Annotated in this window: 17 protein-coding genes; all 17 read left to right on the top strand. The window is 49.0% G+C overall.

What is annotated here, in order from left to right; genetic code table 11:
- Positions 1–80 precede the first annotated feature (80 nt).
- Positions 81–1154, top strand: coding sequence for a M24 family metallopeptidase (locus tag HPL003_RS23260; RefSeq protein WP_014282240.1), 1074 nt, complete (start codon positions 81–83; stop codon positions 1152–1154).
- 33 nt (positions 1155–1187) lie between these two features.
- On the top strand, positions 1188–1745 hold the full coding sequence (efp, locus tag HPL003_RS23255; RefSeq protein WP_014282239.1) for an elongation factor P: 558 nt from the start codon (positions 1188–1190) through the stop codon (positions 1743–1745).
- Positions 1746–1946: 201 nt separating this feature from the next.
- Positions 1947–3200: an aspartate kinase gene (locus tag HPL003_RS23250; protein WP_014282238.1), complete on the top strand. Its 1254-nt coding sequence runs from the start codon at positions 1947–1949 to the stop codon at positions 3198–3200.
- Between the two features lie 375 nt (positions 3201–3575).
- Positions 3576–4571, top strand: coding sequence for a stage III sporulation protein AA (gene spoIIIAA, locus HPL003_RS23245; RefSeq protein WP_014282237.1), 996 nt, complete (start codon positions 3576–3578; stop codon positions 4569–4571).
- Entirely contained in the window at positions 4564–5082 is a 519-nt protein-coding gene (spoIIIAB, locus tag HPL003_RS23240; RefSeq protein WP_014282236.1) for a stage III sporulation protein SpoIIIAB, read from the top strand. The genes spoIIIAA and spoIIIAB overlap by 8 nt, the downstream gene beginning before the upstream one ends.
- Before the next feature lie 12 nt (positions 5083–5094).
- Positions 5095–5298 carry a stage III sporulation protein AC gene (spoIIIAC, locus tag HPL003_RS23235; RefSeq protein WP_010345636.1) on the top strand — a complete coding sequence of 68 codons (204 nt, stop codon included), beginning with the start codon at positions 5095–5097 and terminating at the stop codon, positions 5296–5298.
- Positions 5299–5306: 8 nt separating this feature from the next.
- The gene (gene spoIIIAD / locus HPL003_RS23230; protein ID WP_014282235.1) at positions 5307–5696 is read left to right on the top strand and encodes a stage III sporulation protein AD; all 390 of its coding nucleotides are present in this window, start codon (positions 5307–5309) and stop codon (positions 5694–5696) included.
- 12 nt (positions 5697–5708) lie between these two features.
- Positions 5709–6899 carry a stage III sporulation protein AE gene (gene spoIIIAE / locus HPL003_RS23225; RefSeq protein WP_014282234.1) on the top strand — a complete coding sequence of 397 codons (1191 nt, stop codon included), beginning with the start codon at positions 5709–5711 and terminating at the stop codon, positions 6897–6899.
- Between the two features lie 38 nt (positions 6900–6937).
- Positions 6938–7708, top strand: a complete 771-nt coding sequence (locus tag HPL003_RS23220) for a stage III sporulation protein AF (protein ID WP_014282233.1) — start codon at positions 6938–6940, stop codon at positions 7706–7708.
- A gap of 16 nt (positions 7709–7724) precedes the next feature.
- Positions 7725–8366 (top strand): stage III sporulation protein AG, encoded by a 642-nt coding sequence (spoIIIAG, locus tag HPL003_RS23215; RefSeq protein ID WP_014282232.1) that lies wholly within the window; start codon positions 7725–7727, stop codon positions 8364–8366.
- 60 nt (positions 8367–8426) lie between these two features.
- Positions 8427–9254 carry a SpoIIIAH-like family protein gene (locus HPL003_RS23210; protein WP_014282231.1) on the top strand — a complete coding sequence of 276 codons (828 nt, stop codon included), beginning with the start codon at positions 8427–8429 and terminating at the stop codon, positions 9252–9254.
- A gap of 138 nt (positions 9255–9392) precedes the next feature.
- Positions 9393–9884 (top strand): acetyl-CoA carboxylase biotin carboxyl carrier protein, encoded by a 492-nt coding sequence (accB, locus tag HPL003_RS23205; RefSeq protein WP_014282230.1) that lies wholly within the window; start codon positions 9393–9395, stop codon positions 9882–9884.
- 63 nt (positions 9885–9947) lie between these two features.
- Positions 9948–11291: an acetyl-CoA carboxylase biotin carboxylase subunit gene (gene accC, locus HPL003_RS23200; protein ID WP_014282229.1), complete on the top strand. Its 1344-nt coding sequence runs from the start codon at positions 9948–9950 to the stop codon at positions 11289–11291.
- Between the two features lie 125 nt (positions 11292–11416).
- Complete coding sequence (locus tag HPL003_RS23195; protein ID WP_014282228.1) at positions 11417–11830, top strand: Asp23/Gls24 family envelope stress response protein; 414 nt, start codon at positions 11417–11419, stop codon at positions 11828–11830.
- A 73-nt stretch (positions 11831–11903) separates the two neighbouring features.
- A complete protein-coding gene (amaP, locus tag HPL003_RS23190) occupies positions 11904–12443 on the top strand; it encodes an alkaline shock response membrane anchor protein AmaP (RefSeq protein ID WP_014282227.1) in 540 nt (179 codons plus the stop codon).
- Positions 12444–12458: 15 nt separating this feature from the next.
- Positions 12459–12692, top strand: a complete 234-nt coding sequence (locus HPL003_RS23185; protein ID WP_014282226.1) for a DUF2273 domain-containing protein — start codon at positions 12459–12461, stop codon at positions 12690–12692.
- 136 nt (positions 12693–12828) lie between these two features.
- Positions 12829–13278 (top strand): transcription antitermination factor NusB, encoded by a 450-nt coding sequence (gene nusB / locus HPL003_RS23180; protein WP_014282225.1) that lies wholly within the window; start codon positions 12829–12831, stop codon positions 13276–13278.
- Positions 13279–13286: the final 8 nt, after the last annotated feature.

Here is a 13286-nt window from a genome sequence, read left to right as displayed (position 1 = left end):
CGCAACAAAAACTTCTCAAGCGGCTATCGCCTGTGTTAAAATAGCATTTGGTTATTTGACAGAGGGGAGCGGGATGAAAGATGAAGAATGACCGGGTGTTAAAGCTGCGGCAGGCGCTGGGCGAGCATGATCTGCGGGCTATACTGATTACAAGCCCTGTCAACCGCCGATATTTGACAGGATTCACTGGTTCGGCGGGTTATGTGCTGATTACGGAATCTCACAGCTATCTGCTGACCGACTTTCGTTATATGACACAGGCGGCCGAACAAGCGGCAGGCTTTACCGTGGTGCAGCACGCTGCGCAAGTCATGGAAACGGTGAAAGAGCTGTTGTCCTCCCATCAGATCGGTGAAACAGGCTTCGAGCAGGACCATGTATCTGTTGCGACGCATAAAGCTTACAGTGAAGATTTGTCCCCTGTTACATTGATTCCGGTATCGGGAATTGTAGAAAAGCTAAGGGTGTACAAGGATGCGGAAGAGCTGGAAGTGATGCAGCGGGCGGCGGATTTGGCAGATGCTACATTTGCACACATTTTGCCTTACATCAAACCGGGTGTCAGCGAGCGTGAGCTGGATCTGGAAATGGAATTCTTCATGCGCAAGCAGGGAGCTACGTCTTCCTCATTTGACACGATTGTAGCATCCGGGGTTCGTTCGGCACTGCCTCACGGTGTAGCCAGCTCCAAGTTGGTACAAGCGGGCGAACTGATTACGTTTGATTTCGGTGCGCTGCTGGATGGCTATTGCTCCGATTTGACACGTACAGTAGCTACACAAGGGGATTTGTCGCCGCAGCTACGTGAGATCTACGATATTGTGCTCAAGGCGCAGCTTCACGCGTTGGAACATATTAAGCCGGGCATGACAGGCCGTGAAGCGGATGCGCTGACACGGGATATTATTGCAAGCCATGGCTATGGAGACAATTTCGGACATAGCACAGGTCATGGTCTGGGTCTGGAAGTTCATGAATCCACGCGTCTGTCGAAGGCAAGCGATGATATTCTGGAGCCTGGCATGGTTGTAACGGTTGAACCAGGTATTTATGTACCTGGATTGGGCGGCGTGCGGATCGAGGATGATATCGTTATTACAGATAGCGGCATCAAGGTATTAACACATTCAAGCAAAGAATTTACAGTCGTTTAATAACGATAACAGTCCTGTAGGAGGGGTATTTTAGTGATTAACGTTAATGATTTCAAAACAGGCTTGACCGTCGAGGTAGACGGAGATATTTTTACAGTGCTGGACTTCCAACACGTAAAACCAGGTAAAGGTGCGGCATTCGTGCGCTCCAAGCTAAAAAACCTGCGTAACGGCAACACTGTTGAACGTACATTCCGTGCAGGTGAAACGATTGGCCGCGCGCAAATTGAAAACCGTGGCGTGTCTTACCTCTATGCGAGTGCAGACGAGCATACATTTATGGACAACGAAACGTACGATCAATTCACACTTACCAGCGATCAACTGAAATGGGAACTTAACTTCCTGCAAGAAAACATGAATGTAAACATCATTAGCTATAATGGTGAAATTCTCGGGATTAACCTGCCTAACAGCGTAGAGCTGAAGGTTATTGACACGGAGCCAGGCATTAAAGGCAACACCGCTACAGGTGCTACCAAAAATGCTAAAGTTGAAACAGGACTGAACGTTCAGGTTCCTTTGTTCATCAACCAGGATGATGTACTGCTGATTGATACACGTGATGGTAAATATATTTCCCGCGCATAAAATGGTCTAGCTTCTTCATATCCTCTGTCCTTGTCAAGGACAGAGGATTATTTGTTATGAACAACTGTTATTAAAAAACATTGGCTCCGCATAGCACTTTCGTATTATACTGTACTAAAGTTATGCCGTAGGATGTCACGTTCAAAGTCGGTTGTGCCATCTCAAGGTTACATACTGTTGAGTCTGAGGGAGTGAATATCGTTGTCTTTGTATGTCATGAAATTCGGAGGCAGTTCCGTCGGTGATACGGAGCGCATGAAACGCGTGGCAAAACGCGTTGTTGAGAAACAGAGTGAAGGGCATCAATGTGTAGTTGTTGTTTCTGCGATGGGGGACACAACAGACGAACTGATCGACCAGGCCAAATTACTGAATGAGCAGTTGCCTGCACGTGAGTTGGATATGCTGATGACGACTGGCGAGCAAATTTCGATTGCCTTGTTGTCGATGGCTATTCAGCAGTTGGGACATGAGGCGGTATCGTTTACGGGGTGGCAGGCTGGTTTCCGTACCGAATCCGAGCATGGTCGGGCGAGAATTACGGACATCCAACCTCAGCGGGTACTGGATGCACTAAGCATTAATAAAATTGTCGTGGTTGCGGGTTTCCAGGGGATGTCTGCTGAAGGAGATATTACGACGCTGGGACGTGGTGGTTCTGACACAACGGCGGTTGCGCTGGCGGCGGCGATCCAGGCGGATGCTTGCGAAATTTACACGGATGTGGATGGCATATATTCTACAGATCCACGGATTGTGAAAGTTGCCCGTAAGCTGAAAGAAATTTCTTATGATGAGATGCTGGAATTAGCCAATCTGGGTGCGGCAGTATTGCATCCACGTGCGGTAGAATATGCGAAACATAACCGGGTGCCGCTGATTGTGCGGTCCAGTTTTAACCATAATGAAGGAACGGTCGTAAAGGAGGATGCAGTAATGGAGCAGGGCGTAGTAGTCAGTGGGATTGCATATGATAAAAATGTAGCAAGAATCAGTATTTTGGGCGTAGTCGATACTCCTGGTGTATTGGCGAAAGTATTCGGAACGCTGGCGGGAGCCAAAATTGATGTAGACATTATTGTGCAAAGCGGTGTTGAGGCTGGCAAAGCAGACTTTTCCTTTACAGTGGCTCTAACAGATCGCGAAGCAGCCTTGAAGACGTTGGAAGGCATTCGCACAGAGCTTCCATACCGTGAAGTGACGTCTGAAGAAAACCTCGTCAAAGTATCCATCGTAGGTGCTGGTATGGTCAGCCATCCAGGCGTTGCAGCGCAAATGTTTGCTGTGTTGGCAGAACAAGGCGTGAGCATTAAAATGGTAAGTACATCTGAAATCAAGGTATCGTGTGTGATCGAGGCTGGCAAACTCCATGGGGTTATTCAGGCGCTGCATACAGCGTACAATCTGGATACTGAGGAGCAAGCATTTGTAGGTGGACCGCAGGACCGTCGGTAATTGAACGGAAGCAACCAAGTGTAACGGCAGATGCATTGTACGCCTCCTAATTCATAGTTTTATAATCATAGAATATAGCGGTAGGTTAAGAGGTTGTTTTTCAGCGAGTGATGGGCTGAAGGGCAGCCTCTTTTATTGTGAATCTATTGTTTTAGTTCCAGGGTATCCCTTAGCCGTCAAGGCTTCGGGGTGCTTTTTTTGATTTTTGCAGATTCCACGAAGGCGCTTTAGGTGGCGGGGAATATGTTTGTTGAGGTCTGATAGGAGCTTTGAAATCAACGACTAGGTTTTCGATATATTTTCGGCATAAAAAGCGAGAGTCAGCCATAGACTTGTCTTAAAGAAAAAGGACAACTTTGAGGGGGCGGCATCGGTATGGAATGGCTGGAGTTATTTCCCGAACCGTTGCACGGTATGCTCGGAAAGCTTCCGGAAACGGTATTCAAGCAACTGGAAGAAATTCGGGTCCGGGAAGGAAGGCCGCTGGAAATTAATACGAATGGTGAACATCATTTTGTAACGTCCGTCGGTCGGCTGACTTTGAACCATATGGAAGCCTATAAGCCAGACCGGGAGGATGCCCACCGTTTGCTGGATTTTATCAGCAATCATTCCCTGTACACCATGGAGGAGGAGCTTCGCAAAGGATTTATCACCATTCCCGGGGGTCACCGAATCGGGTTGGCGGGGAGAACGGTGCTTAGCAGGGGACGAGTAGAGCATTTGAGGGATATAAGCAGCTTTAATGTAAGAATTGCTCGGGCGATTCCCGGTATAGCTGATCGCATATTGCCTTATGTAGCGGATCGAAAGTCCGGTAAAATCCTTCATACCCTCATCTTATCCCCACCTCAGCATGGCAAAACAACACTGCTTAGGGACTTGGCCCGGCAACTAAGCTATGGGGGGCTGGAAAGCAATGGGGGGCGTCGAAGCGGGCTCAAGGTAGGCATTATAGACGAACGCTCGGAGATTGCCGGAAGTCACAAGGGAATCCCCGGTTTTGATGTCGGACCTCGAACTGACGTATTGGATGGATGTCCGAAAGCAGAAGGCATGATGATGATGATTCGTTCCATGTCGCCAGATGTGCTGATCGTCGATGAAATCGGACGACCGGAGGATGCCGAGGCGGTGCGTGAAGCACTCCATGCGGGGATCGCAGTCATTGCTTCCGCACATGGACGTGATGTGGCTGAAATGGCGACCCGGCCTGCTTTTGCCGGATTGACTACAGGACAGGAGCTGTTTCAGCTCTACGTCATGCTGGAGCGGACGAGCCGGGGTGTCTCCTTCCGGTTGGCAGATGCCAAACAGCGTAGGCTGACACTGTCTGGGGAAGGGCAGAACGGAGGCATATCCTATGCTTAAGCTACTGGGGGCCGCGTTGGTTATACTCGCCGCTACGCTGGCTGGCTGGCAGCGGGCAAGGCAGTTTGCGCTGAGACCGCGACAGATCAGGGAGCTGATTCTCGCGCTGCAAAGGCTGACCACCGAGGTTTCCTACGGGGTGTCCCCGCTGCCGGATGCTTTTGCCAAGACGGGAGAGCCGTTGCGGGAGCCGCTGCGAACCTTGTTCAAGCAAGCCTCACACTGGATGCACCCCTCCTTTGGGCTGACCGCCAGAGAAAGCCTGCATAAAGCGATTGAAGCCTCGTGGAGCCGCTCCAGTATGCAGCAGGCCGAGAAGGAAGCGATGCGACAGCTTGCTTACAGTCTCGGAACCAGCGACCGTGAAGACCAGATCAAGCACATTGCGCTAACTATCCAGCAGCTATCCCATGAGGAAGCGCAGGCGCAGGCGGATCAGGTGAGATACGAGCGCATGAGCAGAAGCCTGGGACTGCTGATCGGAGCATTGATCGTCATTTTGATCTATTAGCGGGGTGCTCGAATGAATTTAGAAGTGAACGCTATTTTTCAGATTGCCGGAATTGGCATTATTATCGCCATGATTCATACCGTACTCAAGCAAATGGGCAAAGAAGACATGGCCCACTGGGTAACGGTCATTGGTTTTGTTGTAGTGCTGTTCATGGTGGTACGAATGCTGGATAACCTTCTGCAAGAGATTAAATCTATCTTTCTTTTTCAGTAGGTGGACACATGGAAATCATTCAGGTGGTCGGCTTCGCCCTGATTGCCACAGTTCTTATCTTGGTCATTAAGGAACAGAAGCCGATGTTTGCTTTTCTGATTGCGACAGCCGCGGGAATTATCATTTTTTTACTGTTAATTGGCAAGATTGGGTCCGTGGTTGCTGTGCTGGAGCGTCTGGCAAGGTCATCGGGCATGGATATGATTTATTTTAAAACAGTGCTAAAAATTATCGGTATCGCTTATATTGCCGAATTTGGAGCGCAGGTGGTTCGGGATGCGGGACAAGACGGGATTGCCTCCAAAATCGAGCTTACAGGAAAGGTGCTCATTATGGTGCTGGCGATCCCGATTATCAGTATTATTATTGACACGATTCTGAAGCTGATGCCCGCCTGAGGGGGTGATGCCATGAAAAGGCTGGAGGGCATGCCGAATCTCAAAGTGGTTGCCATTTTGCTGCTATGTCTCTGGTGTGCCTCGGCTGTGGTCATGTTTGCAGATACACCTACGAATGAATGGATCAGACAACAGGCGGAGCAGATGCCCAAAGATGAGGTAGAGCATTATTGGGACGGGCTGATGCAGCAATATGGCGGATTTTTCCCTAATCAGAAAACGCCCTCCTTCATGGATATGCTGCTTCCGGGCGGTGAAGGGTTCAGCATTAAAGGTGTATTAAGCGCCATAGCTGACTTTTTCATCCACGAAATTCGAGTTAATGCCAAGCTGCTCGTCACCATTGTCATGCTCAGCATTATGAGTATGGTGCTGGAAACGCTGCAAAGCGCTTTTGAAAGTAATCAGGTCAGCAAAGTCGCCTACGCGATTGTCTACATGGTCATTATCATTCTGGCGATTAACAGCTTTAGTGTAGCGATCGGTTATGCAAAGGAAGCCATTGACAGCATGATTCACTTTATGATGGCGATGCTGCCCCTGCTGTTTACCATGCTGGCCTCGATGGGCAACGTCGTAACGGTTTCGGTCACCCACCCGCTGATTATATTTATGATCAACACGGTCGGGACGGTCATTCATACACTGGTGTTCCCGCTGCTGTTCTTCTCGGCGGTGTTGTATCTGGTCAACTCCCTGACGGGCAAATACAAGCTGACCCAGCTAGCCGATCTGCTGCGTAACGCCGGAGTGGGGGTGCTGGGGGTGCTGCTGACCATTTTTCTGGGAGTCATTTCGGTACAGGGTTTGACGTCGTCTGTAACTGACGGATTAACGATCCGCACGGCCAAGTATATTACAGGCAGTTTTGTTCCGGTGGTTGGCAAGGCGCTGGCAGATGCGACAGATACGGTCATTTCAGCTTCGTTGCTCGTGAAAAATGCCATTGGTCTGGTGGGAGTCATCATTATCCTATTCCTCTGTGCCTTTCCTGCCCTCAAGATTCTAACGCTGGCCCTGATCTATAAAGTCACAGCAGCGATTATGCAGCCCTTGGGAGATACACCTATTGTGGAATGCCTGGACGCAATCGGTAAAAGCATGATTTATGTCTTCGCAGCGTTGGCGGCAGTGGGTTTAATGTCCTTCCTTGCGATTACGGTCATGCTTGCGGCAGGCAATATGACGGTCATGATGAGGTGAGTGAATGATCAAAAATCAAACGGGGGGAGGGGAGTGACGTGACCTGGCTGGGAGGCTGGCTTAAGGAACTGGTGCTGATTGTGCTGCTGGCTTCTTTTGTCGATATGATCTTGCCAAGCCGTTCCATGGAAAGGTATGTCAAGCTCGTACTCAGCCTACTTATTCTGCTGACGCTACTCTCTCCGGTCGTGCGTTTACTGAGTACCAGTCCCTCTGAGCTTCTGGGGCGCGCATTTGATCTTCAACGGCAGGCAGAGACGGGTAAGGGCGAACCGACATTGGAGGAAATATTAGCAAAAGGCAACAAGTTGAAGCGGCAACAGGAGCAAAGCTCCATGCAATGGGCTGGCCAAGAGGTTGCCAAGGAAATCAAGGGACAGCTGGAGCAGAGTACCGGGTTAGCGATTCAATCGGTTCAGGTTACGCTTGCTCAGATGAAACAGGGAGCGTCTGATCTGGAGGCTGGAACGGGAATTCAGTCGGTAGTGGTTAAGTTGGCGGAGCAGCAGGCTGGGCGTGAGGAGAAAAGCGCGAATGCCCGGCCAGGTGCGGACTCCAAGCCGATTATGGTAGAGCCTGTAGCTGAAAAAGCAGTAAATATCCGTATAGAGCCAACACCTGTAAAAGCATCGGATCAAGAGAATGGGACGCTAGAGGGTGCCAACAACCGTGCGGAAGGCTCTGATGGTGAAAAGACAGCAGATACGCAAACTTTTGGCTTAATTACGGGACTGTTGCACGAAAAATGGGGTGTCGACAGCAAAAATGTTCAGGTGCTTTCTTCGCAGAACGGTACACATGAATGGTAACAGGAGGTGAGCAGAAATGGGCAAATGGATGAAAAAGCTGGAGCAATGGATGGGTGGGGGGGCAGACGGGCCCAAAAGGTTCAATTCATTTCGCTGGCTGCTTATTCTCGGCCTTATCGGGGTCGCGATCATGCTTTTTAACTCGTTCGTCAATGTGAAAAAGGTGGACCCGGAAAACGTAGGGCGGGAGCCGCCTGGCGTGATGAAAAATGAACCCGCACTTCAGACAACGGGGGGTGAGGAGAATTCCTTTGCCGGAATTGAGAAGGTGTTCGAAGATAATATGAAGCAGATGCTGGAGCAGATTGTTGGTGTAGGAACCGTCGATGTCATGGTTACAGTTGACTCCACCGAGGAAGTCATCGTTCAGCGTAATGTGAAGGATATGCAGGAAGAAAATAACGAGACGGATGCCAATGGCGGTCAGCGACATACCACTCAATATACACGCGATGGAGAGATTGTCACCTATGAATCGTCAGGAGGTCAGCACACCCCCATTGTTACAAAAAAAGTAAAGCCGCAGGTGAGGGGAGTGCTGGTGGTAGCGATGGGAGCAGAGAACCCCACCGTGAAGAAGTTGATTGTGGATGCCGTACAGAAGGGGCTTAATGTGCCTTCCTATAAAATTTCAGTCGTCCCGCGCAAGCAGGGATAGATTGAAATTATAAGCAGGGATAAATGAAAATCCTAATTTAATGATATTGGAGGACGGAACATGAATAATAAAAGACAAACTGTTTGGCTGGTGTCCATGCTGAGTTTAATGGTCGTGCTGTCTGCGTACTATCTGTTTACGGAGGACTCCAGCCCGGCTAACCCGCCTGTGGCGGACAGTGAGCAAGTGAGCAAGGTCAAGCAGGATACCGCCCAGGAAACGACAGGCAAGGCAGAAGAGCAATTGAACGAGCTGAAAGTGAATGAAGTGGTAACCAATGGAGAAGTAACCGGAGAAGGGACTGCCTCTACCGCGAAGACGGGCACGGCTGCCGCAACTGATCCTGCTACCGAGTCTACTACAGGCGAAAATAAAGATACGGCTGCTGCCCCGGCTGCTGAGTCTGCTAAATCGGATCAAAATACTACTGCTACCGCGCCGGATACTGCGGCAAAAAGTGACGACAAAACAGCATCCACCGCGAAAACTGACCAGCAGGTGCTCGATCAGGTGGCAACGGAACAAGCCGCGAAGCCTACGGCCGCTGCGGTTATCGACAACTACTTGCTAGAGCGGGATGTGGCGAATCAAAAGAAAAATGACGAGCTGACGACTGCAATGAACGATAGCACTGCCAAGAAAGCCGCAGAAGCACAAAAAGAATTGCATGTGCTGGAAGACAAACAGGCGAAAATCACCGGAATTGAGGAAGAGCTTCAGCAGCAGTTTGCCAATGCAGTTGTCCGTGAGGAAGATGCTGATAAATACAAGGTAGTGGTCCTGAGTGAAAAACTGGATGCCAAACAAGCGGTAACGATCGTCGATAAGGTCATGAAAGAACTGAACGTAACACAGGACAAGATCAGCGTCCAGTATGTTACACAATAAGACAAAAATCGAGAAAAAGCCCGGATTTCTGCACATTTCCGGGCTCTTTCTATTTTTAATGATTGTGATATAATACATAAAGCTGTTTCAACAATGTTATCAGCAACCGGCAAAATGCTGAAGGAGTGATTAATAGAGATGTTCAAATTAAGCGAGATTAAGGAATTGATCAAGCTGGTGGATGAAACGTCTGTACATGAGCTTGAAATTGAAAATGAAGGAACTCGCCTGTTGATCCGTAAACCGGGCAAAAGCGAGATCGTTACGGTACAGGCACCTGTGGCAGCACCTGCTTATACAGTGGCACCGCAAGCTGCTATTCCGAATCCACAAGCACAGTCCGATGCAGGACATGCATCTGTTGGGGAGACTAAGGAATACGCAAGCACTCTACATAAAATCGTATCTCCGATGGTGGGCACTTTCTATAGTTCTTCATCTCCGGATACGGCTCCGTATGTGAGTATCGGCAGTAAAGTAGGCGAGAAAACAACGGTGTGTATTATTGAGGCGATGAAGCTGATGAACGAGCTGGAAGCTGAAGTGAAGGGCGAAATTGTGGAAATTTTGGCCGAAAACGGACAGTTGGTCGAGTATGGCCAGCCATTGTTCCTTGTGAAACCGGAGTAAGACGCTCGCTTGAACCCTCTGTTTTGAGGGTTCAGCCAGGCTGCTCCCAGGGAGGATAAAGTCATGACATTTCAAAAAGTATTGATTGCGAATCGTGGGGAAATTGCGGTTCGTATCATTCGCGCTTGCCGCGAAATGAATATTTCGACGGTTGCCGTATATTCGGAAGCCGACAAGGATTCGTTACATGTGCGTCTCGCAGATGAGGCTTACTGTATCGGACCGACGCTGTCCAAGGACAGCTACCTGAATTTCACGAACCTGATGAGCGTTGCGACATTGACTGAATGTGATGCGATTCATCCAGGTTACGGATTTTTGGCTGAAAACGCCGATTTCGCTGAAATTTGCGAATCTTGCAATATTACGTTTATTGGTCCTTCTCCAGAAGCGATTAACAAAATGGGGGATAAAGCTGTCGCCAAGCAGACGATGAAGGATGCCGGGGTTCCGGTCATTCCGGGTTCGGACGGGCTGGTGGAGGATTTGCAGGATGCCATTACCATTGCACGCGATATTGGCTATCCGGTAATCATCAAGGCCACAGCAGGTGGCGGCGGTAAAGGTATCCGTATCGCTGAGGATGAAGATAATCTTATTCAACAAATTACTACCGCCCAGCAGGAAGCGCAAAAAGCGTTTGGTAACGCGGGTGTGTATCTGGAAAAATATTTGACCGGTATGAAGCACGTGGAGATTCAGATCATAGCGGACAAGCACGGCAATGTTGCGCATCTGGGCGAACGGGACTGCTCTGTGCAGCGTCGTCGTCAGAAGCTGCTGGAGGAAGCGCCGTGTCCTGTACTTTCGCAGGATGTGCGTGAGGAAATGGGTCAAGCAGCCGTTCGTGCGGCTTTGGCTGTACAATACTCCGGTGCGGGAACGCTGGAATTTTTGCTTGGACCGGATAATCAATTTTATTTTATGGAAATGAACACACGTATTCAGGTAGAACATCCCGTAACGGAGATGATTACCAGTGTGGATTTGATCAAGGAAATGATTTTGGTCGCTGAGGGGCATCCGCTTTCCTTTACACAAGAAGAAGTCACCATCAATGGATGGGCGATGGAGTGCCGTATTAACGCCGAGGACCCGGATCGCAATTTTATGCCTGCACCGGGTAAGATTGGATTTTATCTGCCTCCAGGCGGCCCGGGGGTACGCGTAGACAGCGCAGCTTATCCGGGTTACAGCATTCCTCCTTATTATGACTCCATGATCGCCAAATTGATTGTGTGGGCGCCTACACGTCAGGAAGCGATTGCCAAAATGAAGCGGGCTCTGTCCGAATTTGCTATTGAAGGCATACCGACAACGATTTCTTTTCATCAACGATTGTTGGAGCATCCGACCTTCGTCAAGGGTGATTTTGATATTAAATTCTTGGAGGAAAACGAAGTTTAATCGGTATATTTCCTTAGTTTGTCATAATGAACGCCAAATGATATAGTATGGATAATAAGTGAGCATGTCTGCTTTGAAATCCAAAGCTGAAGTGAAACTTATTTTGACCGAAAGGTGTTGAAGGTATGAGCACAGTGCCAACCGAATTCGAGCGTACAGAAATTGGGGAGATTCAGATTGCCCCGGAGGTTATTGAAGTCATTGCCGGATTGGCAACCGTTGAGGTGCCGGGCGTAGCGGGAATGAGTGGCGGATTTGCAGGTGGGTTTGCCGAACTGCTGGGCCGCAAAAATTTGTCCAAAGGTGTAAAAGTGGAAGTCGGACAGCGTGAAGCAGCTGTAGACGTCTCCGTCATTATCGAGTACGGTAACCGTCTGCCCGAGGTGGCTGCTGCTATTCAGCAGAACGTTAAGCGTTCCATTGAAACCATGACAGGTCTTAACGTTGTTGAAGTGAACGTGCAAATTCATGATGTTCAATTCAAAAGTGCCGAAAAAGTAGAAGAGCCGGAAGTTCTGGGCGCCGGACGGGTTAAATAGAGCGATATTTTGTACAAACCCCCGACCCTTAAGGGTCGAGGGTTTACTCTAATTTAAGGAGGCTGTGCGTTTCGTGGCTAAAGTTATGGATAGACTTTTGCTGTTCTTGTACAGCTTAAGTATCGGAATTATTTCCATTCTCGCCATCCTCCTCCTGAGCGGGGCCATTCCGTATGCCTTAAGCATTCAGGATGAGCGGATTGTGTGGTTTACCAGCCTGATTGTTGCAGGAGTGCTGCTGCTTTTGAGTCTCCGGGTTTTCTATATCTCCATTCGCCGGAACCAAACGGTACAGCATTCTATAGATCAACGAACGGAGTACGGTGACATTCAGATTTCAGTGGATACCATCGAGAATCTGTGTCTCAAAGCGGCCTCAAGATTTCGTGGGATACAGGATTTGAAAGCACGTATTCGCGTGCTGGAATCTGGACTTGATATTACGATTCGGGCGGTTGTGGACGGGGAAAGTTCTATTCCGGTGTTAACCTCCGAGGTACAAAAGGGGGTACACGACCATGTGGAAGAAATTACGGGAATTCCTGTGTCCAATGTATCTGTGTACATCGCCAATGTTTCTCAGTCACCAAGCTTTAAGAGTCGTGTGGAATAGAGGTGATTTTCCCTGATGCCCTGGAAAGAAATATGGGGAAGTTACAAGGGCCGGATCACGGGGATTACGGCCGGCATTTTTTTCGGGTTTATTTATTTGTGGGCAGGCTTTTGGAATATGTTGTTCTTTGCATTGATGGTGTTCATCGGATATACGCTAGGAAGACGTAGCGACGCAGCGCTTGGTTCCCTCCTCCCTTGGAAGGAATGGAGTGACTGGCTGTCGCAGCGTTGGCGTCCTTTTAAATGAACCCTGTGATACGCTTTCTCCAAAATAGAGCTGTAGCTTCTTTGCGCCCAACGTTTGGAGGATGCGTTCACAGGTTTTTTTTGTGGAATTGGTTAAAATGAAAAAAAAAGATACAGGCAAGCGTAGGAGGCAGGGCATGAAAAGACGTCTGGCGAGGGAAATAGCGGTACAAAGCATGTACCATATGGAAATGAATGAAGTGGATGCAGCAGCAGCAGTAGATATGTTGCTCCAGGAAGCGGCAGAGGATAACGAAGCGGAAGTAGTCATCAAAAATGCAGCAGTGTTAAGGGCTTACGTGCTGGAACATGTGCGGGGTACATGGGAACACAAGGAAGTGATTGACAAACTTCTGGTGGATTATCTTAAAGGCTGGCAGATCAGCAGACTTTCCCGCGTGGATCGCCAAATTTTGAGACTGGCGGCATATGAAATGATTTTCCGTGAGGATGTTCCGGCTAAAGTTGCAGTCAATGAAGCGATTGAATTGTCCAAGCATTTTGGCACCGAGGAGTCGGGTAAATTTGTCAACGGTGTTCTGGGACGGATTATACAAGAGCTGGAGCAACTGAAAGCACGGTTTTAAGTTGAGAT

Origin of the sequence: Paenibacillus terrae HPL-003, assembly GCF_000235585.1 — a bacterium.
In the GTDB taxonomy this organism is placed as follows: domain Bacteria; phylum Bacillota; class Bacilli; order Paenibacillales; family Paenibacillaceae; genus Paenibacillus; species Paenibacillus terrae_B.
This window is presented reverse-complemented; position numbering and strand designations above follow the sequence as displayed.

Excerpts from the sequence above, each read along its gene's own strand:
- nusB (WP_014282225.1), top strand. The coding sequence starts at position 12,829 with ATGAAAAGACGTCTGGCGAGGGAAATAGCGGTACAAAGCATGTACCAT.
- spoIIIAB (WP_014282236.1), top strand. The coding sequence starts at position 4,564 with ATGCTTAAGCTACTGGGGGCCGCGTTGGTTATACTCGCCGCTACGCTG.
- spoIIIAD (WP_014282235.1), top strand. The coding sequence starts at position 5,307 with ATGGAAATCATTCAGGTGGTCGGCTTCGCCCTGATTGCCACAGTTCTT.
- accC (WP_014282229.1), top strand. The coding sequence starts at position 9,948 with ATGACATTTCAAAAAGTATTGATTGCGAATCGTGGGGAAATTGCGGTT.
- HPL003_RS23195 (WP_014282228.1), top strand. The coding sequence starts at position 11,417 with ATGAGCACAGTGCCAACCGAATTCGAGCGTACAGAAATTGGGGAGATT.
- spoIIIAA (WP_014282237.1), top strand. The coding sequence starts at position 3,576 with ATGGAATGGCTGGAGTTATTTCCCGAACCGTTGCACGGTATGCTCGGA.
- spoIIIAE (WP_014282234.1), top strand. The coding sequence starts at position 5,709 with ATGAAAAGGCTGGAGGGCATGCCGAATCTCAAAGTGGTTGCCATTTTG.
- HPL003_RS23185 (WP_014282226.1), top strand. The coding sequence starts at position 12,459 with ATGCCCTGGAAAGAAATATGGGGAAGTTACAAGGGCCGGATCACGGGG.
- spoIIIAC (WP_010345636.1), top strand. The coding sequence starts at position 5,095 with ATGAATTTAGAAGTGAACGCTATTTTTCAGATTGCCGGAATTGGCATT.
- spoIIIAG (WP_014282232.1), top strand. The coding sequence starts at position 7,725 with ATGGGCAAATGGATGAAAAAGCTGGAGCAATGGATGGGTGGGGGGGCA.
- accB (WP_014282230.1), top strand. The coding sequence starts at position 9,393 with ATGTTCAAATTAAGCGAGATTAAGGAATTGATCAAGCTGGTGGATGAA.
- HPL003_RS23260 (WP_014282240.1), top strand. The coding sequence starts at position 81 with ATGAAGAATGACCGGGTGTTAAAGCTGCGGCAGGCGCTGGGCGAGCAT.
- HPL003_RS23210 (WP_014282231.1), top strand. The coding sequence starts at position 8,427 with ATGAATAATAAAAGACAAACTGTTTGGCTGGTGTCCATGCTGAGTTTA.